We start from the raw sequence: 24,160 nt of genomic DNA, 5'->3' as shown, positions 1-24,160 counted from the left end.
TTTCTCTGTGTTTTGGTGGATTGAAAATACTAAAAAAGGAATAATACTAATTAGCATTGTTAAATGAAAAATGAGCAATTTGTAAGCTATATGTTTGAGTATTGGATGCGAGATAAAAAAACGAAAGGAGCATCTGTTAAAGGTTTAGCAACAAATCCTCATTAAATTGTATCTTTGAAATAAGGGGATGGAAAAAGCCCTTATTTTAATTTAAAAATGTATAGCAATGAAAGTAGAAATATGGTCCGATGTGATGTGTCCTTTTTGTTATGTAGGAAAAAAACACTTTGAAGACGCATTAGAACAATTGCCTTTTAAGGATAAGGTTGAAGTAGAATGGAAGAGTTTTCAATTAGATCCTACTTTACCCGTTGAAGGGGTAGCAGAATCGACAATCGATTATTTAGTGACTAGAAAAGGAATGCCAAAAGAGCAAATTGAAGGAATGATGACTCAGTTGCAACAAGCAGGATTGGCGGTAGATATTGACTTTAGACAAGACATTTCAATTCCAGTAAATACATTTAGAGCCCACCGTTTAATTCACTTCGCACAAAGCAAAGGCAAGGGAAATGAAATGGAAGAAGCATTATTTTATGCTCATTTTACAGCAGGAAAAAATGTAGGACAAATTGAAGTTTTGACTGAAATAGCCACGAATATTGGTTTAAATAAAGAAGAGGTTATCGCTTTATTGACTAGTGAAGCGCATACCCAAGAGGTGAAAAACGATATTGATGAAGCCCAAACATTAGGGATTTCTGGAGTTCCGTTTTTTGTAATTGATCGCAAATACGGTATTTCTGGAGCACAGCCCGTAGATACATTTGCAGAAGCCTTAACACAAGCGTTTGAAGAAAGCCAACCTAAATTTGAAATGAAAGGCAATCCAGATGCCAATGCTTGCGGTCCAGAAGGATGTGAGATTTAGTTTTTTGGGCAATGGCTGAAGAATTTGATTAATGCAATAAAGAACTTTAAATCAATCGCAGCATAGAAAAGAGGTCGAATTGAAAATAGAGCGTTATTTTTGATTCGACCTCTTTTTTGTCAAGGGTCAACCCTATTTAGGGATGTTCAATCCATAACCCTTCACCCATCACCATTTCCAATTAATCCCTTATCTTTGAAGAGTAAACACCAAAGTAACAATGAAAATTAAGCTATTACATACGGCAGATTGGCATCTAGGCAAGCGTTTGGATAATTTTTCTAGAATAGAAGAACAGCGAGAAGTGTTGAATGAAATTTGTGAGATTGCAGATCAACACCAAGTAGATGCAGTTCTAATTGCAGGTGATTTATTTGATGCCTTTAACCCCCCAATTGAAGCGGAGGATTTATTTTATAAAACCCTGCGCCGTTTAACGCGTAATGGACAACGTCCTGTTTTGGCAATTGCAGGAAATCACGATAGCCCTGAGCGAATTGATGCCCCCGATCCGTTGGCACGCGCTTGTGGCATTCTATTAATAGGCTTACCCAATACCGTGGTCAAGCCTTTTGAAGACAAGGAAACCTTTGCAATAACCCAATCGGTAGAAGGATTTGTAGAACTTACCTTTAATCACATTCCTTTTCCTATCCGCATCATACATACACCCTATGCAAACGAAGTGCGTTTGAAAAAGGCCCTGCATGTAGCAGATAAAACAATCGCATTGAATGAAGTATTGCAAAATAGTTGGGAAACCCTTGCGCAAGCCTATTGTGATACCCAAGGAGTGAATCTTTTGATTTCCCATCTGTATATGATGAAAAAGGGGGGTGAAGAACTCGAAGAACCCGATGGAGAGAAACCCTTAAAAATCGGAAATGCTGATTTAATCTACAGTGATAGTATCCCCAAACAAATACAATATACAGCCCTTGGACATTTACATCGCGCGCATCAAATTGGAGAGGTGGAGCGCCCTGTGGTCTATGCGGGTAGTCCGTTGTGTTATAGCTTTAGCGAAGCAGGACAAGAAAAATATGTGATGCTTGTTGAAATAGAACCCAATACCACAGCTACCTATCAAAAAATCCCATTGACGAAAGGACGTCCTTTGACGCGAAAAAGATTTTCATCTGTAGATGAAGCGGTGGAATGGTTGCAAGAGAATCCAGACCATTTAGTAGAGCTAACACTTGTTAGTGATACCTTTTTAAAAGCAGACGATATTAAGCGAATTCATCAAGCCCATGATGGTATTATTACCCTTATACCTGTGGTTAATTTAGCCCATCAATCCAATCAAAATCAAAGAAAACAAGTCAACCTCGAACAAGATATACAAGGATTATTTGCCGATTATTTTAAACAAAAAAACAACGGGCAAGAACCTAATGCGGAAATAATGGACTTATTCAATGAAATTATAAACTAAGACTTACATGATACCAATTAAATTAGCCTTAGAAGGTTTTTACTCTTACCAAGAAAAACAAGTCATTGATTTTACCCAGTTAATTCAAGCGGGGTTGTTCGGAATTTTTGGAAAAGTAGGATCCGGTAAATCCTCTATTTTAGAAGCCATTTCTTTTGGGCTCTATGGAGAAAGTGAGCGATTAAATGCACGAGATAATCGCGCATATAACATGATGAACTTAAAATCAGATCGCTTGAGTATTGATTTTGAATTTTTGAATTTTAAAGAAGAAAAATATCGAATTTACAGAGAATTTAAACGCAATTCGAAGCGTTTTGAAGATGTAAAACGTGGAGATGCCGTGTTGTATCACTGGAAAGAAGAGCAGTGGATTCCTTTGCCTGATTTGGATATAGAGGGGGTAATTGGTTTGAGCTATGAGAATTTCAAACGCACCATTAGTATTCCCCAAGGGAAATTTAAAGAATTTATTGAATTAGGGGGAAAAGACAGAACCAAGATGATGCAAGAGATTTTTGGTTTAGATCGATTCGATTTGGCTGGGAAAACCAAAACGTTGTATAGTGAAACACGCCAAAAATACGACCACCTACAAGGGCAATTGCAGCGTTTTTCGTTGCTTACTCCAGAGCAAATTGCAGCGCATACAACGCAACATCAAAAAGAAGACCAACAGTTAAAGCAAATCACGAGTATATACAAAAAAGAGCAGGAACTTTATCAACAACTAAAAGCCGTAAAGAGTGATTTCGAAACCTTAGAAGACAGTCGCAAGAGTCTACAAGAATTAGAAGAAAAAGCAGAAAACGTGCGTGCGCAAGAACAAGCATTAGCACAATATGAAAAAGTAGATAAAACGTTTCGTTCTCTACTCCTAGAACAGCAACAAATAACGGTAAAACTCCAAGAGAAACAAGCCAATTTCCTTGAAAAACAAAAAGAATTTCAAGGCAAACAAATACAGTTTTTCCAAGTAAAAGCAGCGTTTAGTAAGATTGAAACGCAATATGAGGCACTAGAAAGAGAAAAAGCAGAATTAGTAGAGTTGCAAATCGTACAGGCTATTCAAGAAACCACAGTGGCCAAAAATGGATTGGCAGAACGTTTAACTAAAGGTAAGGAAATCGTTGTAGAAACGAAGAGAGAATTAGTAGAAAAACAAACCCATATTGAAGTCAGCGAGCAGCAGCTCAAGAAATTAAAAGGAGATCGAATAGATCCAATGCGATTGATGGCTTTAGATAAATGGTTTACGGATCTTGACTATTTTCAACGCGCAGAACGTGAATTAGCAACAAAGCAAACACAAATACAACAAGAAATTCAGCGCTTGGAACAAGCACTGGAACACTTAGATTTTACAACAGAAGAAGAATGGTTACAGCGGCTAGCTCAACAACGGCTAGTGAATCAGCAAATTCATGCGTTAGCCACAAGTGAATTGAATCATTTGCGTGTTTCTCAACAATTGGCTCAGTATGCTTCCGCCTTACATGAAGGTGAAGCTTGTCCTTTGTGTGGTGCACTTGAACATCCAGCAATTCTAGTAGGAGAAGATGTCTCAAAGTTGCTTGTTGACTTAGAAGTAAAACTAGATAAAATAAAAGAAGATGAACAGGCGTTAAATCATAAAGAAAGAGAAATTCAAGCTTTGCTTGATAAAAAACACCTACTTCAAGTTCAATATAAGGAGCTATTAATCCAAATTCAAGAAAAGAAAGAAGTAACGAACAAACACAAAGAGGTCTATTGTTGGAATGAGGTTGAAAGTGGAAATATAGAACAACTCGAACAGTTCAAACAAAAAGCCATACAACTTAATGAAGCGATTGAAAAAGCAGAATATCAACAACAACAGGCGATAAAAGACGCGGACATCGTTAGAAGTAATGTAGAAAAATATACCGATGGACTCGTGGACCTTGAGCTTAAACAAGCGAGATTGGAAGCAGAAATTGAATCCAAAGAAAAGCAAATCCACTTAATTAATCTCCGTGAAAAGTTAGCCGAAGAAAAAGCGACTTTGGAGCAGGAAATTAAAGTGAAAGCGCAGAAGATTGTTGAGGTGGAGCAATCGTATAAATCACTCACACAAACCCTACAGCAGTTGGTGCCAGTTCTCGCGTCTTTAGAAACAGAGCAGAAAAATATACAGGCATCCCTAGAGGAATTAACGGTTGCCTTACAAAGCATTGCAATAAAGGTAAATCAAGGACTCGAAGCGTTTCAATTTCAGACGATTCAAGACGTAGAAAGCATTTTGGCTAAAAATATACAAGTAGAAGAAACTCGAGCAGCCATTCAAGCATTTGTATTGAAATTAGAAGTACTGCGCAATCAAGTCAAGCATTTGTCAACCAAACTCGAATCGATTGCTTTTGATCAATCTCGTTTTCAAATGCAAGAAGAAACGGTTGCAAGCTTAGAACAACAAGTCAAAGAGCAAACAACCTTAGTAGTGAGATTAGCGGGTGATATAGAGCGTTTGGAAAAAGAATACAAAGAAAAAACAACGCTTTTAGAAGCGTTTAATCAGGTTGAAAAGCGATTAAAAAACATCAATCTTTTGGATAATATGTTCAAGGGAGCTGGGTTTGTTAATTATGTATCGAGTATTTATTTGAGTAACCTTTGCGATATTGCCAATCAGCGTTTTCATCGTTTGACCAATAATCAGTTGAGTTTACAACTCAATGAAACCAATGATTTTGAAATTATAGATTATCTGAATAACGGAAAAGCTCGTAGTGTTAAAACCTTATCAGGCGGACAAAGTTTTCAAGTTTCTCTCTCCTTGGCCTTAGCGTTGGCAGAAAGTATACAGAGTTTATCTAAGTCAAATAAGAATTTTTTCTTTATTGATGAAGGATTTGGAACCCAAGACGCAGAATCGGTTACGATTGTTTTTGAAACGTTAAGTAGTTTACACAAAGAGAATCGAATCGTGGGAATTATCTCCCATGTAGATGAATTGCAAGAGCGAATTCCCTTATCTTTATCCATTGTAAAAGATGAGGACAAAGGAAGTATTGTAGTTACTTCTTAAAATGACGCTAAGAAAAAGAGTATAATCAAAAAAATAAGTACATTTGTTATTATAAATGAACTTTTTAATCGCACTTATTCGTTGATATGAATTTAAAATATTCAAAAGAGGAAAAAACGTCAATCTTTATCACCTTGGGTATTACACTCTTGTTTTTCCTTCTTTTATTCTTTATCAAATTTATAGATAACCAGACTTCCTATACCAATTTTGGTGGTGGAGGTGGTGGCGGAAATGGTGTTGCCATTTCTTTAGAAGGCACCCCCGGCGATCATTTGACTACTTCTTCAAAACCCGTTGAGGTTGTGGAAGAAGAACAGCAAATTGCCAAAGCGGAACCCGTAGAAGAAGCGAAGGTTTTGGCTTATGAAAAAGGAGATGATAGTGCTGTGGTAGTCAATAAAAAAGAAGAAACGAAGAAAACAAAGCCTGTAGTTGAGAAACAGTTGGAAAATGTAGCTAAGAAAACGACAGAAAAGAAAGTTGCAACCACAGAGAAAAAAGCAGCTACACCTGCAAAACCAGATGTATCCAATACAACGAAAGATGCAATTAGTAGCTTTATGAATGGCGGAAATGGTTCTGGCGGTGGTGGAACTACCGGGCAAGGAAAAGGAGGATTATCTACCAATGGCGGATATTATGGTACAGGAACAGGCAATGGTACAGGAAGTGGAAGCGGTACGGGCAGTGGATCAGGTACAGGAATTGGCAGTGGTTCCGGAGGCGGTGTTGGCAATGGCCACGGAGATGGAAGAGGAGATGGCATTGGGTATTCACTCGATGGACGAAGTGCTACAGTAAAAGCGATTCCAAAGTATATCTGTAATGAAATAGGAACAGTAGTTGTTGAAGTATGGGTAGATCAAGCCGGAAATACTATCGATGCAAGAGCAGGAGTTAAAGGAACTACCAATACAGCCAATTGTTTATTAGAGCAAGCAAAAATAGCGGCTTTACAAACCAAATGGCAACCCAATGATAAAGCACCAGCCAAACAAGTTGGTAAAATTGTATATCAGTTTAAATTGAATTAAAAAAGGAGCGATAAAATTATCGCTCCTTTTTTTTATAACTTTATTGTTTTTGGGTAGCAATTACAAATTTGATGTTGTTTTTGACCCCTATTTGCAAGACATCTACTAATTCTTGAATTTGTGAATTGAATGGAATTCGAATAACCACAGATTGATCGGTATCTCCTCCTAATTCAGCTAATAATACCTGTTCTAATTCTTCATAAGGTACTTCGGTTTTATTGAGGAAAAAACGCTTATCTTCTGTAACCGAAATAGTCAAGTGTTGCTTATTTGTTTTTTCATTAGACGCTGCCTTTGGTAGCATCATCTTTATTACATTGGGATTGGCTAATGTCGATAAAATAAGAAAAAATAAAAGCAAGAAGAACATAATATCACTTAAAGAGGAAGTTGCGATTTCCGCCTTAAAACGTTTATTTCTTTTGATTGCCATTTGGTCTTTGTATTGCATTAATAAAATCTAAAATCGTTTGCTGCGTATTGAGCAAATAAGTGTCAATAGATGTATTCAATAAGTGATAAGCAGCATAGGCTATGATACCAACTACTAAACCAGAACCACTACTAATCATTTTTTCATAAAGCCCTCCCGATATATTAGCAATGCTAATATCTTCAGAAATACTAATGTTATAGAAAATACGAATAACACCTAGAATTGTTCCTACGAAACCTAATGTTGGAGCAATACCAGCAATTAACCCAAGGTGACTCATCTTTTTTTCCATTTTTCCAATTTCAATAGAAGCAAGTCGTTCCATATTACCTTCAATTTCTGTAATAGGTCTTCCAATAGAATGTGTACCCTCTAAGATTACTTTAGCATATGAATTAGTATCTCTTGACAAGGTTAATTCTACCGAATCCATATTGCCTTTTTCCAATAAATTTAAAGTACTCGGAAGAACGGTTGCATCATATTTGGTTTGTTTTCGAATGTATAAATACCGTTCGATGGAAATATAAATGGTGTAAATGAACAAAAGGATAATAGGAATCATAAAAATCCCCCCTTTCATTACGAAATCTAAAGCAGAAATTTGACTTTCTTGTGTTACTACTTCGTTTAAATCAGTCACGGCAGTAGTAATTGCATCTGGTGAAGCTTGCAAAAATGTAAACATTAATAATAGTTTAAAATATAATCAAATATAGAAATAAAAATGAACACTTGTATGAGTTCTTGCGATTCAATTCAGCGCGATGAATTATTTTAATGGGAATCATTTAGTTTAATAAAGCGATTTAAAAAGGTAATCGATAAACCAAGAACAGCAATTAGGGCAAAAGCAGTTTTTAATGAGGATTGCTGTGCGATAAAACCAATTACTGGTGGACCTAAAAAGAAGCCAATAAAACCGATACTCGTTACTAAAGTTAAAGCTTGTTGAGGAGGCATAGTTGTGCTATTTCCTGCAAGATGATACACCATAGGAACGACTGCTGAAACACCAAAACCGACTACCATAAAAGAGAGAATAGTGGTATATACCGAAGGAAATAATACAGCAGCTCCTAAGCCAATAAAGATGAGTAAACCACAGACCGATAGCGTTTTGCGCTCCCCATATTTCCGTACCGTATAATCTGAGATAAAACGGCCACTAGCCATCGTAAACATATAGGCCGTTAGTCCATAACCAACGAGTTCGATGGGAGCCAAAACAATGTGCTTCATGTATTCACTAGACCAATCCGTCATTGTCCCCTCGGTAACCATAGAGAAAAAAGCCAATAAGCCCAGGATGGCTAAATTTTTATCAGGCCAATTCCATTTTTTGCTTTGGGTTGTTTGAACCTTTTCGACAGTAGGGGTATCAGCAACTAAAAATTTAAACATAAAAAGAGAAGCTATAATTCCAACCGTTGAAAAGTAGATAAAATGATTTAAAGGCGGTACATAGCTACTAATCATTTCCGCTCCTAGCCAAGAAGCGGCAAACCCTCCAATACTCCAAGTACCATGAAGAGAACCGATTATTTGTCCTTTGTATTGTTTAGAAACGTTTATCGCTTGTGTATTAATTGATATATTGGTTAGATTGCTAAAAACACCAAATAAAACTAAATTAATCTTTAATTGCCACAGGATATCCCAATAGCCAATACCAATCAAAAGAACAAAATAAGACAATAAGAAATAAGCGGTTGATCGCTTGCTTCCTAGTTTTGCAATGATAGAGCCTGCAAAAGGCAAGGATATTAACGTTCCGATGGAGATGTATAATAGGACAAACCCCCAAGCAGAATCATTAACTTCAAAATATTCTTTGAGGGTCGGAATTCGAGAGGCCCATGAGGCAGATATACCACCAAAAAAGAAGAATAAGACTGTAACAGCTATTCGAGCGATGTGTTTAGACATACGTTTAATTAGAAGATTGAATACTCGTTTGTTTTCGAGGACAAAGGTATAAAAAAGAAAAACGATCTGTAAGGGTACAAATCGTTCTTCTTTTACTTTATTTTAATCGCTTGTGCAATGCTTTCTAGATTTTGGTTGAAATCCATCAATTGACCTAAAACCTGGGCTGCTTGATTGTCTTTACCTGCAAAGCCTAATTTATTTTGCTTGAGGAATATAGACTTGATATCCTCCCAGCGTTCTCGTTCCGTTTGCGAAAGCTGATTCGCCAATTCTTTTAATTTTAAAAGATTAGCTTCCGTATCAGAGGTTAACGTTTGAGATTCATTTTCGTAATGCGTTAAAATGAGTTCCTCAATTTCTTTGTCATTCATCAAGGGAACAACTTTGCTGAGCATTTTATTCATATCGCGATAAGAGCCCTGTAATTTAAAGGCCGGTTCTGTGCGATACGCTTGGTCCATACTCGCACTTAAAATATACTGCTGATTGACTTTTAGTACAAGATCACGAATGATAATTGCCTTTTTTAAAACCGTCGTAAAGGTTTCAATTTCCTGATTGCTAAAATTGCCTTCTAAAGAAAGCGTATCTTCAGATTGCGTTTCTATATGGTTAATTAAACGATAGAAATCATCAAAACTAGTACTACTCAATTGTTGTAAGTAGGTGTTTTCAGCAATGGCATTTTCTAATAAACTCAATTTAAACAAATGGTCGGTATTGCCAATAACATCCCCTAGATTATACGTTTCTGCGCGATTGGCTAACATATCGGGAATTTGAAACTTCTCACCTGATTCTGTATAAGGGTTTCCAGCCATAATAATACAAAAGCGCTTCCCTCTTAAATCATACGTTTTACTTTCTCCTTCAAAAATACCATCCATTTTGCGTTGCCCATCCGCCAAAGAAATAAATTTTTGCAAGAACTCAGCACTGCAATGCTGTATATCATCCAAATATAACATCACATTGTCAGCCATCTCAAACGATAAATTTATTTTCTTTAGTTCCTCTCTAGCACCCGATGTTTTTGCTTCATTTGGATCAATAGAAGTAATCGAATGACCAATAGTAGGACCATTGATTTTGACAAAGTGCAAACCAAGGGTATTAGCCAGGTACTCCATTAACGTTGTTTTTCCATAACCAGGTGGAGATACCAAAAGTAACATACCCATACGAGCTGTGCGCTTCTGCTCACCATATACGCCAATTTGCTTGGCTAAATTATTGCCAATCAAGGGGAAATAAACTTCATTGATCAGTTTATTTCGCACAAAGGAAGTTAGAACCCGGGGTTTTAATTCAGAAATCTTCAAACTTTGTTTATATGTATTTAAAAGATTTTCTTTCGTTGCTATAAATTCGCTAAATAAAGGCACGCTTGTTTTTTCAAAAGCCGCGAGTTTATGCATAAATATATGGTAATCCAAAGTGTAAGAATCCTTGCTAATTAAGATGTGATTGCCTTTTAAATTTTGTAATACAAGCACATCTTTACTCTCTTTTAACGTGTAATTCGCGTGTTTCTCAAAGAGAAGCAGACAGCAAGCTTCATTCAAGTATTTTTTAGCCGTTTCTAGGGAGGCATAAGCTAAATAAGAATACAACCAGTTTTGAATCAAATAAAAACAAGCTATTGGATTCAACGTAGTATCCTGAATGTCATTTTCAAAGGTAGCATAGGCATTTTTTTGCTGTAAGAAGGCAATAAATTCTTTCTTTAATTGATACGCCTGTATTGATTTAGTGAAATAAATACCCGTAGAAAATTCTTCAAATAAATAGCGGCTAACTGCTTGTTTTTCGTCTAGTATACGAAGAGGAGATTCCCATTGAACATATAATTCCTCTAATTGATCCAGAATATAATGGTAATTAGTACTGGAAGGGAAAACCTTTTGCACCGCAGAAGCACTGTTAATTTGTTTCAATACTAGCTCTCTCAAAGCATCGTCAAGTTGATACCAAAAGAGCTGTGCAGCTACGCGAATACCAGGAGAATAGGTAAGTATACCTAAGTCATTTTTTAATTGCAATACAGCTTGACTAATGGCTAGTGCATCAAAATCGTGAACCCCTTTGAGGTAGCCTTCGCTATAATTTTGTTCTGTGCGATGTTTAATTGCTTCCTGAAGAGTGGTCTGTTTATCTTTTTCTAGGGATGTAATTACATGATAAGCTAAATATTCAGCCCTATAAACCTCTTGGTTTTCAGAAATAAGATCTTGATTCCATATGGTTTTGAAACTATAAATTTTATCACTCTTAATAGGATAGGTAAAACTAGTACCCGTTAAGTGATAATACAAAATATCATTCTTGCGGATGATGGTTAAATCCAGCGGTTGATTGTTTACTGCAAATTGATGCATACCCAAACGGATCACATTTTCACCCTCAACAAAGAGATCTTGTTTATCTCTCAGTGTTCGCAGGGCATCTTCTTGACTGGTTTTTACACTATTTTCTAAATTCTCCGCTTTGGATACGTCACCTAATTCCCTTAACTCCAGAATAAGCTGACGAACCTTATCAACCATCAAATCCGTGGAGAAAAAGGATAAAATATCCTCTTTTGTTTGAAAAGAGGAAGATTTATTTTCAATATTTTTTAAAATACGTACACCAATTTGCTCTAAAGCATTTGTACGCCTATTAATTTGCTCAACTAATTGCGTTTTTCGCGTATCAAAAGCCTTAGAAATTTCTTCACGTTTATCGGCGATTTTTAAAATAAAATCATCAAAATCTGCAAATTTGCTTTCCAGTTCTTCGACTTGAACACTTACTTTAGAATGATATTCATTGCATTTTTCTGGCGAATTGGATAATTCCAAAAAGTTTATAATACTTTGATCGAGTAACGTTAATTGGGCGTGAAATTCGGCAATTGATTCGTTGGTGCGCAAAGAATCAATTTTGCGTTTTAATTGCGCTCGTACCTCATTAAGTGAAGCAAAAATAACAGAAATCTTTTCTATAATTTTTGTTGCTTGCGTCGTATCCTCAATTTTTAAACTATTGAGGATGTCAATGAGCAATTCCAATTCAACCGAAATGGATTTACACTGCTCATCGATGGCATTTGCTTCAATTACTTTCGTAACTCCTTGAACCTTCTCTTTTTGAACAAACACCTTGCTTTCATACTGAACTAAGGCCTGCTCTTCTAATAAAAAGGCAATGGTTTTATTCGAAAGTGTTTCATTTGTTTTTCCTAGTTGCTCCTGAAAAGCATCTAAAAGCGTTAAATTGATGTATTTAATCTGGCGAGAACTAATCACTTCGCCAATTAATTTTCTATTGGCAGCAAGTAAATGAACTAAACTTTCGAGCGTATCTCCTTTTGCATTTTTTACATTGAACAATTGCTTATCTACTGTAGCCTTTAATTCGGTGAGTCGAGTAGAAGCCTTTTTGCGTTGTTCTTGAACCTTTTCAAATTCATCAATTGCCGTATGCGCGATTGCCTTAATTTGTTCTAAGGGTTCATGTAAAGATTTGGTTTCTTCTGTTTTAATCCAAAAATAAGCATCGACAATAGCCGTCGCTTTCTTAGCAATGTCATCATACAAACCTTCATACGAATCTTCTTTGTCGATCAGATGAATAATCTCTTGACATTCTGCCATGGCTTTGACCAGATCCTTATTTCCGATTTTATAGAGTTGATTCTCTTTTTGTTCTTTGTTTTCAAGTAAAGTCGAAGCATAAGAAGTCTGCCATATTTGAACAACATGATGTTTAATCGCCTCATTTTCTGAGCGAAAATAAATGAGTTTACCATCGTTAAACAAAGTGAAACCACTACAAATAATAGGGGTTTCTATTTGTTGCTTAATGATGTTATATGACATTAAGGTATAGATGTGACTTTCGGCCTGGTAGAAAACATACAAGAAATCCTCCCCATTGTGAGACGCAAGGCTTTTGATGAATTCAAGATTCTTACTGTTTGTATCAAAGATCTTGTAGGCGCCATTTTGTAAATAATACCCATTCGAAAAAACAATCCCTTGTCCATCAGGTAATAAAATACCCGTATGGTTTAAGGCAGACACATTAATAACCTGTTTAGTTTTTGTATTAAAAATAAAAGCGCGAAATTCTTCCTGATACGGTTTGATGCGCAAGACAATAAAATTCCCTAAATCAGCGTAGTAGTAATCCGCATCATCCAGTTGCTGATCTCTGTTTTTTACAGGTTCAGCATAAATTCCTTGTCCATTGCTCGTATTATCTTCTATTTTAAAAGTAATATCCCCACCAACAGCTTCTATAAATATTTTGTCTTGAATAGACACATGTGGATGTACCCCTAAACGGCGATGTTCCAGTGTTGTTTTATTCCATTCAAATTCAAACTGGGGACGCTTAACTACTTCGTGAATACTTCGATCATCTTGATAAATCAGCTGTTCCTCTTTAATCAACCATTTAAAAGCTTTTAGATTATCAACATTTTTACCCGTTTGAAAAACCATATAGAGGTAATTCTCTGTTTTTCTAAAACTGCTAAAAATAGAATCTCTGTAGTATTTATATAAGTTTTTATAATCGTTGATAAAGTTATCATCTTGAATAAAATCAAGAGGTTGAGGTATAAATTGATTGTTTTCGAAGCGATAGATACTAAAAACATCAGTTAGTTCAATGGCTGTTTTCAGTCCAAAGTGAACATTGTATGCAAAAATACAGAGATCGTCAAAAGCAATAATACCTCTTGCTGTGCAATTGTTTTCAGTGGTAATTCGTTGATTGGCGATAAGTTTTAGATCTACAGCAGTAAAAACTTCTTTCCGATTGTCATTTAGGGCATTTAATCGTTGAATTAAATCCCCTTTTTGCTGTTGAAGTCTGCGTTGAATAATCTCATACGTATTCGAATCCAAGGATTCGACCGGTTGGTTTTCTAATTCAGCCATATATTAAGGATACTTTGTACTAGAAATAGAACATCTAGTAGGAGGTAAATTAAAAATAAGGTAGTGGAATAAACGACAAACAGTCACTCTTTGAAATAAAGAGTGACTTGATGTGTTTTAAGATAATTTCTTATTGCCAATGCCCAAACGTTGTACTGCATCTGAAATTGTGCCTAATAAACTTTGGTTATCATCGGTAGCATTTTGTTGCATTTTCAATACTAAAGCTGCAATACTTAGATTTTTTAAATCTTCGGTTGTAACATTAAATTGTTGGGCATAATATTTAATATTGTTGAATAATTCGCCTTGATTAATTGAAGTGCCATCTCCTAAAAGAGCGGTTTTAATATCTTGTGCATTTTTACTCTTTGCTATCAATTGATCAAATCCTTTAGCGCGACTTACTTGATTAACAATGTTTTCAAAGAACATCGTTTCTCCACCCACAATGTCAATTTTTGCCGTTTGTAAGGCTGATGAAAGTACATCTGCTTGAGATTTAGCAATATCCTTTTGAATCATTAGGGCTGCAAGTTCCACTTCTTTCTCTTTTTGAAGTTGCAATTTGAATTCCTCGTGTTCTTTGCCGATGCCATCCATTTGTTTCATCGCATCTGCTTTTTCTTTTAATCCATCTGCATCAGCAATGGCTTTCTCCTTGATTACTTCAGCTTCAGCTAAACCTTCTTTTCGTTTTGCTTCCGCTTTTGCTGCAATACCTTCTGCCTCTGCCATGGCAATGCGTTGAATTTTAGCCGCTTCGACAATGCTTTCTTGTTCAGTAGCTTCTGCTTTCGCTTTGATTACTTCAGCTTCTGCTAAACCTATAGTAGCATCTTCGCGGGCTTTAGCATCCGCTAATATTTTACGCGCCTCAGCCTGTTTAATTGAAGCCTCTTTTTGCGCTTCTGCTTCGATTAAGATTTGTTGCGAAATTTGTTCTTGTGCAAATTTCTTGGCTTCCGCGTCCTTAATTACTTTTATTAAGTTTTCTTCTGCAACTTTACTAGCCTGAGTGATTCCTACTTGTTTCTCTCTTTCTACTTCTCTAAAAGCTTCAACATCTTTGATCCCTTGTTGCTCTTCAACCACTCCTTTTTCAAGTTGAACCCTTTCGCGTATCACATTTTGAATGGTCTTTTTCTCTTCTTCAACTACACGCTCTTTATTAATTTGGGCTAAAGACACAATTCGCTCTCGCTCTGTTTGCTCTAAAGCACGATCTTTTTCTACTCTTTCCGTTTCTACAGCATCTGTTCTCTCTTTGTTTTTAGCTGCAATAATAACCTGACGGAGCTTGTTTTCTTCTAATACAGCTAAACTTTCTTCCGTAGATATACGTACACTTTCTGATTTTAAGCGCTCTTCTTCTCTCACTTTTTGAATTTCAGCCTCTTCACGCGCCTTGATGTTGTCAACTTCTCTGCGTTGTTTTTCTTCTTTTTCGGATAATTGTCTTTCCAACTCAAGAATAGCTTCTCGAGCTTCAACATCTTGTTTCTTGATTACCTTTTGCTCATCGCGGCGAATAAGATTCGCATTGATATTTTGCTGAGCCGTTAATTCTGTGATTTTCTTTATCCCTTCTGAATCCAGAATATTTTGTGGATCCAAATAAGAAATATTCGTTTGCTCTAAATAATCAATAGCACAATCATCTAAAATATATCCATTTAAATCACGACCAATAATATTGATAATCTCATCTCTAAACTCACGTCTAGCTTCATACAATTCAATAAATTCAAATTTTTTCCCTACTGTTTTTAAAGCTTCAGAAAATTTAGCTTCAAAAATATTGCGCATGGTCTCTACATCACTGGCACGCTCACAACCTAAGGTTTGTGCTACATTAATTACATCGTCAATCGATTTGTTTACTCGAATAAAAAAAGCAACTTTTATATCGGCGCGAATATTGTCTTTACAAATTAAACCTTCTTTTTGCATGCGGTCAATTTGAAGTTTTTTGACCGAAATATCCATGATTTCCATTTTGTGAAACACTGGAACCACATAGATTCCTTTGTTAAAAGCAATTTTGGTGCCGCCAATACCTGTTCTAACAATAGCTTTTCCCTGCGGTATTTTTTTGTAAAAAGTAGCGAGTACAGCAAAAAATAATAGAATTAACAGAAATAAAGCGCCTATGATGATAGCTATTATTGTTCCTAATTCAAAGTCCATAAAATTTGTGTTTAGTGATTGATAAAATTATTGAATGCGTTTTACAACATATAGGTTGGCAGTTGTTGATTTTGAGATAATACTAACCTTATCCCCAAAATGGAGTACATCTCCATTTGAACTAATGACCATGATTTTGATTGGATCTTGGTTGACGACAAGTTGCATAATTCCGTGTTTATGGTTGGCGATACTCGATTGCATCAAACCCTCTCTACCGATAAAATCAATGACTACATCACCGTGATACCCCGTCTTTTTTAGAAAACGGCCTAAGGGAATTGTTGCGTAATGCGTCAGAATGATTGCGACTATAGCAAGCGGAATAAGTATAAGGATAGACCAATTGCCCAATTTATTTATATGCGGAGAAACGGTAGTCAATAAAGAACCAGCCCAAGTAAAAAATTTGAATACGGTCAATACAATCATGAAAGGCACTTTACCCACATTCATATAATGAAGTAATTTCATAAATAAACTAGGTTCTTTAGAAATTGTAGGCTCATCAACCTCGTGATTTTTATCTTGGACTACATCAAGGTGATTTTGTTGCAAATCAAAATCAGTATCTATACCAGCATCTACATCTGGTTGAGTGTCTATTCCCATTCCTTCAAATCCACCTAAGAGAGCCGAAAGTAACCAATAGATGACAGAAATAAGCATTAAAACAGTCATTATGGCATTAGAAACAGGGAAGAAAAGGTGGTGAATTATATCTTTCATTAAAATTAGGTGATATGTGTATTTTTATTAGCTAATTTTTCTAAATTTTTTCAAATATAATGAATAATGACTTTTGTTATTAATTGAAAATTGTTAAAAATTAAAATATAAATAAGAAGGTGTGTTCGTTGTCTAATTCATAGTTTAGGGAATCAAAAAAGGCGAAAAATTCAATTTTTCCGCCTTTTTATATGACAAACTTAGTGAGGGGTTTAACTCAAACCTTCCACTAAGCCATTTACTAAGTCTATTTTTGTGGCTTGAGGCACTTTAGGAAGTCCCGGCATTCGCATAATATCGCCCGCAATAGCTACAATAAATTCTGCGCCATTGTTGATGACTATATCGTTAATAGCAATCGAGAAATCTCGAGCTACGCCAAAAGCATTGGCATCTGCAGAGAATGAATATTGGGTTTTAGCAATACACACTGGAAATTGATCCATGGCTGTGTGTTTGATCTGATTGAGTTTTTTCTGCGCAACAGCACTAAAGGTTACTGAGGACGCGCCATATATTTTGGTAGCAATGGCTTCTACTTTCGCAGCAATTGACATGTCATCCGTATACGGAAACTGAAGTTTTTGACTTGGATTTTGCTCAATAGCTTTTAGTACTTCTTCCGCTAGCGCAATAGCACCTGTGCCGCCTTCTACAAAAGCATTGTTAACCGCAAAGCCTAAACCATTTGCTCGGCAATACGTTTCAATCAATTCAATCTCTTCCGTACTATCTGTGGCATATTTGTTAAAGGCAACCACTATACTTTGCCCAAAAGAACGCAGATTTTCGACGTGCTTCTGTAAGTTTTCTAACCCTTTTTTAATGCCTTCAATACTTTTGTCTTTGATTTTTTCTATCGCAATACCCCCATGCATTTTTAAGCCTTGAGCAGTAGCTACAACAACAGTCAACTTTGGTGCTAAACCAGACTTTCTACATTTGATATCAAAGAATTTCTCTGCCCCTAAGTCTGCACCAAAACCAGCTTCCGTAATAACATAATCGCCATAACTCATCGCCATTTTTGTTGCAATAACCGAATTACAACCATGTGCAATATTAGCAAATGGCCCCCCGTGAATAAAAGCAGCTGTATTTTCTGTGGTTTGAACTAAGTTTGGATTTAAAGCATCTTTTAATAAAACAGTAATTGCTCCCGCTACACCCAAATCTTTTACCGTAAACATCCTGCCATCATGGCGATAACCCAAGAGAATATTTTCAATACGTCTTCGTAAATCGTCAATATCTGTGGCTAAACACATAATAGCCATAATTTCAGAAGCAGGTGTAATGTCAAAACCACTCTCTTGTGGAATCCCATTCGCACTTCCTCTTAACCCAGTTGTAATATAACGCAAACTGCGGTCATTTACATCGAGCACTCTTTTCCATAAGATTTCTTTAAGTCCATTTTCGGTCGCTCTATTTTGGTAGATATAATTATCTAACAAGGCACTTAACGTATTATGTGCGGAAGTAATAGCATGAAAATCACCTGTAAAATGTAAGTTGATATTTTCCATCGGTAAAACTTGAGCATAACCACCACCAGCAGCGCCTCCTTTCATTCCAAAACAAGGTCCTAAAGAGGGCTCTCTTAAAGCGACAATCGCTTTTTTGCCTATTTTATTTAAACCTAATGCTAATCCTATTGAAACCGTTGTTTTTCCAATACCTGCTTTGGTTGGCGTAATGGAGGTAACAAGAATTAAATTTGACTTCTTTTGTTGCTCTTTCTGTTCTGCTTGAAGTTGGATTTTGGCCATGTTTTTTCCATAAGGGATGACGTAATCATCGGACAAATGAATCGCTTTCGCAATTTCATATATGGTTTTCAGCTCACTCTCTCTTGCGATTTCAATATCTGTTTTCATTGTAAAAAAAATGTGTTGTTAAGGAGTAAAGTTACACCTTTTGCAAGAATATTAGTTGGCTTTATATTGTATTAGTATAAGATTAATGATTAAGGACTTGCAGTGAAAACAACACATCTATGTTGTTTTTCTTTGAAGCATAGGTTGATTTTTGATTCAAGGTCTGTCGATGGCCTGGTTTTGTTCGAGTGTTCTTCGGGAATGCTTTTGGAATACTTCGGATAGAAGTCTTTTTCTCGAACAAGTCCCGAAGAACACCCTAACTAAAATAAGGGAAAACAGAAGTAATTAATGAAAACTGAGATCGCGAAATTCTAACAGTTAAAAGAATGGAGCTAAAGTCATCAAGCTTAGTATAAGGTGTTTACTATCTTTGCTAAAAGTTGAGATTGAAAGAATAGTTTCCAATAATGGGAACTAAAACAAAGATAATTAAACTAAAACTGTCCTAAAGGGAAAAAAGGAGGTGCTGATTTAGTACAAAAAGACTCAGAAACCCAATTTATTGAATTGTTAGGATATCGGTGTATTTCTTTTTAATGCAAAGGTGTTTTATTGTTTTTTATAAATAGATTTTTAAAGTTATATTTGCATTTTTAAATTATATTCTATTAGTATTATGAAAACGGAAGCGGAGTTAAAAGAGAGAAGTGGAAATAAATGTGAACTATGTGAATCCACAGGACAATTAAAGGTTTATGAAGTTCCGCCTGCAGCTGCAAATGAAGCGGATAAAGAAATTTATATCTGTGAGACCTGTTTAGATCAAATTGAGAAAAAACAAGAACTAGATAGTAAGCATTGGCAATGTTTGACTACTTCTATGTGGAGTGAGATTCCCGCTGTTCAAATTGTAGCGTGGCGCATGTTGAATCGCTTCAGACAAGAAAGTTGGGCTGCTGATAATTTAGAGATGATGTATTTGGAGGGGGAAGTATTGGAATTTGCAAAAGCGACTGGAGACCATGCTGGAGATGGATCAATCGAATTGCATAAAGATAGCAATGGAAATATTTTATCAACAGGAGATACAGTTACGCTAATTAAAGATTTAGATGTAAAGGGGGCTTCTATAAATGCTAAAATAGGTACGGCTGTTCGCAATATTCGCTTAGATCCAAATAATATAGAATATATTGAAGGAAAAGTGGATGGACAAACCATTGTTATTCTTACGAAATTTGTAAAGAAACAAGGATAGATATATAAAAAAATCTCAGTTACAACTGGGATTTTTCGTTTTTTAACCAGTAGGGAAGGGCGAATTCTTTTAAAAGATTAGCCAGAGGAACTTGTTTATAGGTGTCAAAGGTCAACCATTTTACTTCTTCTAATTCGGCTTGAGGATGTATCGAGAGAACCGGAAGTTCAAGGTGATATACTGTGGCATGAACTAGAGTATTGGGTTCATTCACTGCTTGTGTTTGATGGGTACCTAAATAATGGGTTTTAGTTAGATCCATAGCAAGACCAAGTTCTTCTTTTAATTCGCGTTGTAAAGCTGTAATTGGTGTTTCTTCAGATTCAATTTTACCTCCTGCCAACATAAAATAAATAGAACCCCTTTTTCGAACCGTTAAAAAGTGATTAAATGGGTTGGTTATTATTGCTGAAGCAAGGTAAATGGTTTTTGATTGAGCCATACATATATATCTATCGGTCAAAAATACAGCAATTAAGCGAGTATTTAGGATGCGTTAAAGGACAGTTCAGTGAGTTTAAGCTATTATTTGCGTTTTTTTATTCGTAAAAAGGACTGTTATAAGTGGTTTTTTTAATTGAAAATCATAATTTTATAGCAGGAGTAAAGAAAAAAATAAGAATATTTGTAGAATTGTTTTTTGTAAAAGAAAAAATTTTATCTTTATTCAATCAAAGTAGGGTTCTTGAAGAAGAGCACTAGCTGGTTGATTTAATTTAATTTAAGTTGAAAATTGCGCCTCTATCCAAGGCGAAAATGAAGAGTACAATGGTAAAACAAGAATTTACTGCATTATTTAGCGGGTACAAAATCCCCAAGGAATTAAAGAGCTTATTAGAGTTTCAAGTATCTGAAAATGTTCCATCTTATTATTCAAATGCTATTTATTTAATGACAGAAGAGACACCTCTGATTGAAAGTTATTCAACGGAGGAAGAATTTGTCAAAGCATTTATTCCTTTTGCAGAAGCAAATAGTTCAGGTAGCATTTATGCTTTTTGGGTATACGATAAAGGAGAAGAAGATTTATCAAAAGCTCCAATTGTCGCTTTCGGAGATGACGGAGGCTTTTTTATCGTAGCTAAAAATTTTCAAGAATTATTGCAAATAGCGGCGTATGACGTAGAAGCAGTTGTCTATGAAGACGAGTTCTACTTCCAAGATAAAGAAGTCTTAGAAGAAGAAGGCGAATTTACTGCAGCAGAGTTTTATTCTGAATACCTCGATTGGCTACGCAGTGATGCTAAATTGAAACCAATATTGACGATTGAAGATGTAGATGCAATTGTTGATGGAGCTCAAAGTATCTATCAGGAAAAATTAGAACAGTATATCAAACGCTTTGTATAATATTGACTAAAAGTAGTATATTGCGTTAAAATTTTAAGAAATGGAACAGACTAATTTTGAACAAAGTTTTGGGACTTTTGGTAGTAAAGCACAAAACCAAATGCCAGCTAAACCAAATAATTACTTGGCGCTTTCTATTGTAGCTACAATTTTAGGCTTTTGTTCTTGTTTTGGACTTATTGTGGGTATTGTTGCTATTGTTATGTCCTCGCAATCGGGTAAAAAATATGAACAAGGAGACTATGAAGGATCCGTTAAATCTGCAAAAAATGCGAAGATACTTAGCTTTATAGCTTTAGGTATTGTAGTTCTTCAGTTTATTTATACGTGGTATAATATTCAACAAATGGGAGGATTGGATGCTTATATGGAAACGATTCAAGAAGCAATAAGACAAGCTCAATAAACGAGTAGCTAAGAAAGCGAATAGGATGCGAATTTTTTATAGGATTCTCTATTACCTTATTATACCATTAGGGATTGTTTTCGCTATAGTTAAAGGATTGAATAATTTTCCTGTGGTTGTAACTTGTACAATTAAAGAGTATACGGGGTTAGATTGTCCGGGGTGTGGAGGACAAAGAGCAGTAGCTTCTTTGTTACATGGAAAGTTTAAAGAAGCATTCTATTACAATCCGTTAATCTATTTTTACTTAGGCGTATTTATTTATATCTATGTCCTCTTTGTAGAAACGTATGGTTTGAAGAACAAGGAATTCATGCGGAAATTGGGTTTCTCTAAAAGATTCCCTTTATTTTTTATCCTAGTGATAGGTTTGTTTTTTATTATAAGAAATATATAAAAAGGTTCAATTGCATGTAATTGAACCTTTTTTTTGTGTATGTATTTGATGTGAATTCCCTATGTTTTTGATGGGTTTGCTGTTGTTATTGTTAGTGATCGCTCTTTTTGTTAATCTCTTTTTTTGAAATGAATTTATAATAGGGTGTTTTTTAGTTAAAATTAAGTGTTGGTATTTGAATTATGCTTAACTTTCCTCACCCAAAAATAGAAACAATTAAAACGTACCCTTTATGAAAAAAAATACTTTGTTGTTATTTAGCTTATTTTCTTTATGGAGTGTGAGCTTAAGTGCACAAAACGAACAAATCAAAAAAAGAATTACTTCTGCTTATGAACCGATAAATAAGGAGGAATTACAAGCTTTAAGAGAAGAAAAAGCTTTAGCTAGAACAACGGCTTATAAAATAGCTAAAGAAAATAACAAACCAGTTTCAGGTGTTACAAAGGATGGAGGAGTTTATTCTTTACAAAGAATTGATGCAGATGGAAATTATATCTATTATATCACAAGCAATGCTGGAAGTAGAATCACCGCTAAAGTTAATGATGTTGCTCCAGGCGGAAGTTTAGGTTTAAACCTCGATGGTCGTTCAATTAAAGTTGGGGTTTGGGATGGTGCTTCTGCTTTGAATACACATGTGGAATTTCAAGGACAAACAGGCGGAAGTCGCATGACTTTGAGAAACCAATTACCGAATTTAGGTACTATGGGGCAAAGAGCACTTATGCAGTTTGAAGAAGGACGCTTGCATGCTACCCACGTATCTGGAACAATTGGTGCGCAAGGACTAGATGCAAGAGCGAAGGGAATTGCTCCTGCAGCAAGTATTTTGAGCTATGACTGGGATGATGATGGAGTAGAAATGAGAGCAGCAGCTCAAGCGGATGCTTTATTGGTTTCAAATCATTCGTACGGATTGGATGCAACTGTACTTCCTGTGAGCTTTTTTGGAACCTATATGGAGAGTAGTCAAGAGTATGATCAGATTACCTATGCCTATAAATATTACCAACCTGTAGTTGCTGCAGGAAATGATAGACGCGATTACAGAGAAATAAATCCAAGTAAAAATGAAAACGATTTACTTACAGGAACAGCTGTATCGAAAAATGCTGTGGTTGTTGCTGCAGTAGGTCAGGTAAATAGTTATACGGGGCCTGCGAGTGTTGTTATGTCAGCTTTTAGTAATTATGGGCCAACAAACGATTTTCGTATCAAACCGGATATTTCTGCAAAAGGAGTAGCTGTTTTTTCAACAAGTTACGAATTACCTTCACCAGTAACGGGTAATCCTAATAATGGTAAATACATAACAGAGAGCGGTACGTCTATGGCGGCTCCTGCCGTATCAGGCATAATTGCTTTATGGCAACAATGGGCTATTGAAAATAGAACAATGCCTTTTAAATCAGCTACAATTCGCGCGTTAATGGTGCATACTGCAGATGAAGCTGGAGTTGCTCCAGGTCCAGATCACAAATTTGGTTGGGGATTAATTAATGCGAAAGCTGGAGTACAAGTTTTAGCAGGTAGTAAAGTGAGTGGAGTTATTCTTGAAGAAAATGAATTAGCACAAGGAGCAATTTATGAAAAACAATTTACTGTAGGAGAAAGTGGAATTAAAGTCATTGTAACCTTGGCATGGACTGATCCAGAAGGAACAGTTTCAAGAGACAATTACAATGAAGCGTATGCGAAAAATAACCCTTCTTTGGTAAATGATTTAGATTTACGTGTATTTAAGGATGGCGTAGAGTATCTTCCTTGGAGATTGAATAAAGATTTTAGTAATCTAGTGACTTTGAAGGGAGATAATGATGTAGATAATATTGAGAAAGTAGAGATTGATGCTGCTGAAACAGGTGTTTATACAGTAAAAGTATCGCATAAAGGAGTTCTAAGAGGCGGAAAACAAGAGTATTCTGTTATTATGAGCCGTAGCGATTTTAATAATTTATCAGTGGATGAATTTGATTTAAATAATTTGTCTTTCTCAATTTGGCCAAATCCTACAGTTGATGTAGTGAATGTGACTATTCCTGAAGAAGTAGATTTAGCAAAAATGACGATTCAATTATTTGATTTAAGCGGACGTTTGGTGAAAACCGTAACTTCAATTCCAACGAATCAAATAGAAGTTGATGTCAAAGGATTGTCTTCAGGTGTTTATATTATGAAATTAAAAGGACAAGGCTTTGATAAAACAGAGCGTATTGTGAAGAAATAAGGTATAGAAATATCTTACTA

17 protein-coding genes are annotated in these 24,160 nt (G+C 35.7%); 9 read left to right on the top strand and 8 right to left on the bottom strand.

Annotated features, from left to right (window positions below):
• Positions 1–226 precede the first annotated feature (226 nt).
• The 4 genes from ACMHJ2_RS09765 (at position 227) to ACMHJ2_RS09750 (ending at position 6,455) form a co-directional block, all read left to right on the top strand.
• Positions 227–931 (top strand): DsbA family oxidoreductase, encoded by a 705-nt coding sequence (locus ACMHJ2_RS09765; protein WP_413512710.1) that lies wholly within the window; start codon positions 227–229, stop codon positions 929–931.
• A 220-nt stretch (positions 932–1,151) separates the two neighbouring features.
• The gene (locus tag ACMHJ2_RS09760; protein WP_413512709.1) at positions 1,152–2,369 is read left to right on the top strand and encodes a metallophosphoesterase family protein; all 1,218 of its coding nucleotides are present in this window, start codon (positions 1,152–1,154) and stop codon (positions 2,367–2,369) included.
• A 7-nt stretch (positions 2,370–2,376) separates the two neighbouring features.
• A complete protein-coding gene (locus tag ACMHJ2_RS09755; protein ID WP_413512708.1) occupies positions 2,377–5,418 on the top strand; it encodes an AAA family ATPase in 3,042 nt (1,013 codons plus the stop codon).
• A gap of 86 nt (positions 5,419–5,504) precedes the next feature.
• Positions 5,505–6,455, top strand: coding sequence for an energy transducer TonB (locus tag ACMHJ2_RS09750; RefSeq protein ID WP_413512707.1), 951 nt, complete (start codon positions 5,505–5,507; stop codon positions 6,453–6,455).
• A gap of 40 nt (positions 6,456–6,495) precedes the next feature.
• Here ACMHJ2_RS09750 and ACMHJ2_RS09745 read toward each other — a convergent pair whose 3' ends face one another.
• The 7 genes from ACMHJ2_RS09745 to ACMHJ2_RS09715 form a co-directional block, all read right to left on the bottom strand.
• Positions 6,496–6,891 carry an ExbD/TolR family protein gene (locus ACMHJ2_RS09745; RefSeq protein ID WP_413512706.1) on the bottom strand — a complete coding sequence of 132 codons (396 nt, stop codon included), beginning with the start codon at positions 6,889–6,891 and terminating at the stop codon, positions 6,496–6,498.
• Positions 6,872–7,582 carry a MotA/TolQ/ExbB proton channel family protein gene (locus ACMHJ2_RS09740; RefSeq protein ID WP_413512705.1) on the bottom strand — a complete coding sequence of 237 codons (711 nt, stop codon included), beginning with the start codon at positions 7,580–7,582 and terminating at the stop codon, positions 6,872–6,874. Before ACMHJ2_RS09740 ends, ACMHJ2_RS09745 begins: the two co-directional genes overlap by 20 nt.
• Before the next feature lie 89 nt (positions 7,583–7,671).
• The gene (locus ACMHJ2_RS09735) at positions 7,672–8,823 is read right to left on the bottom strand and encodes an MFS transporter (protein ID WP_413512704.1); all 1,152 of its coding nucleotides are present in this window, start codon (positions 8,821–8,823) and stop codon (positions 7,672–7,674) included.
• Between the two features lie 92 nt (positions 8,824–8,915).
• Complete coding sequence (locus tag ACMHJ2_RS09730; RefSeq protein ID WP_413512703.1) at positions 8,916–13,757, bottom strand: DNA repair ATPase; 4,842 nt, start codon at positions 13,755–13,757, stop codon at positions 8,916–8,918.
• 117 nt (positions 13,758–13,874) lie between these two features.
• Positions 13,875–15,947 (bottom strand): flotillin family protein, encoded by a 2,073-nt coding sequence (locus ACMHJ2_RS09725; protein ID WP_413512702.1) that lies wholly within the window; start codon positions 15,945–15,947, stop codon positions 13,875–13,877.
• Positions 15,948–15,974: 27 nt separating this feature from the next.
• Positions 15,975–16,676 carry a hypothetical protein gene (locus ACMHJ2_RS09720; RefSeq protein WP_413512701.1) on the bottom strand — a complete coding sequence of 234 codons (702 nt, stop codon included), beginning with the start codon at positions 16,674–16,676 and terminating at the stop codon, positions 15,975–15,977.
• 212 nt (positions 16,677–16,888) lie between these two features.
• A complete protein-coding gene (locus tag ACMHJ2_RS09715) occupies positions 16,889–18,556 on the bottom strand; it encodes a formate--tetrahydrofolate ligase (protein ID WP_413512700.1) in 1,668 nt (555 codons plus the stop codon).
• Positions 18,557–19,175: 619 nt separating this feature from the next.
• Here ACMHJ2_RS09715 and ACMHJ2_RS09710 point away from each other — a divergent pair.
• Positions 19,176–19,757 carry a PhnA domain-containing protein gene (locus ACMHJ2_RS09710; protein ID WP_413512699.1) on the top strand — a complete coding sequence of 194 codons (582 nt, stop codon included), beginning with the start codon at positions 19,176–19,178 and terminating at the stop codon, positions 19,755–19,757.
• Between the two features lie 19 nt (positions 19,758–19,776).
• Here the strand turns inward: ACMHJ2_RS09710 and ACMHJ2_RS09705 are convergent, their stop codons facing one another.
• Positions 19,777–20,199, bottom strand: coding sequence for an NUDIX hydrolase (locus ACMHJ2_RS09705; protein WP_413512698.1), 423 nt, complete (start codon positions 20,197–20,199; stop codon positions 19,777–19,779).
• Positions 20,200–20,513: 314 nt separating this feature from the next.
• On the opposite strand from ACMHJ2_RS09705, the gene ACMHJ2_RS09700 reads away from it, so the two are divergent.
• The 4 genes from ACMHJ2_RS09700 to ACMHJ2_RS09685 all read left to right on the top strand — a co-directional run bounded on the left by ACMHJ2_RS09700 (position 20,514) and on the right by ACMHJ2_RS09685 (position 24,140).
• Positions 20,514–21,107, top strand: coding sequence for a cell wall assembly protein (locus ACMHJ2_RS09700; RefSeq protein WP_413512697.1), 594 nt, complete (start codon positions 20,514–20,516; stop codon positions 21,105–21,107).
• A gap of 40 nt (positions 21,108–21,147) precedes the next feature.
• Positions 21,148–21,513, top strand: a complete 366-nt coding sequence (locus ACMHJ2_RS09695; protein ID WP_413512696.1) for a CD225/dispanin family protein — start codon at positions 21,148–21,150, stop codon at positions 21,511–21,513.
• A gap of 25 nt (positions 21,514–21,538) precedes the next feature.
• Positions 21,539–21,910, top strand: coding sequence for a DUF2752 domain-containing protein (locus ACMHJ2_RS09690; RefSeq protein WP_413512695.1), 372 nt, complete (start codon positions 21,539–21,541; stop codon positions 21,908–21,910).
• Between the two features lie 232 nt (positions 21,911–22,142).
• The gene (locus ACMHJ2_RS09685) at positions 22,143–24,140 is read left to right on the top strand and encodes a S8 family serine peptidase (protein WP_413512694.1); all 1,998 of its coding nucleotides are present in this window, start codon (positions 22,143–22,145) and stop codon (positions 24,138–24,140) included.
• The last annotated feature ends 20 nt before the right edge of the window (positions 24,141–24,160 follow it).

It is taken from the genome of Myroides odoratus, assembly GCF_965118575.1.
GTDB lineage: Bacteria > Bacteroidota > Bacteroidia > Flavobacteriales > Flavobacteriaceae > Flavobacterium > Flavobacterium odoratum_B.
This window is presented reverse-complemented; position numbering and strand designations above follow the sequence as displayed.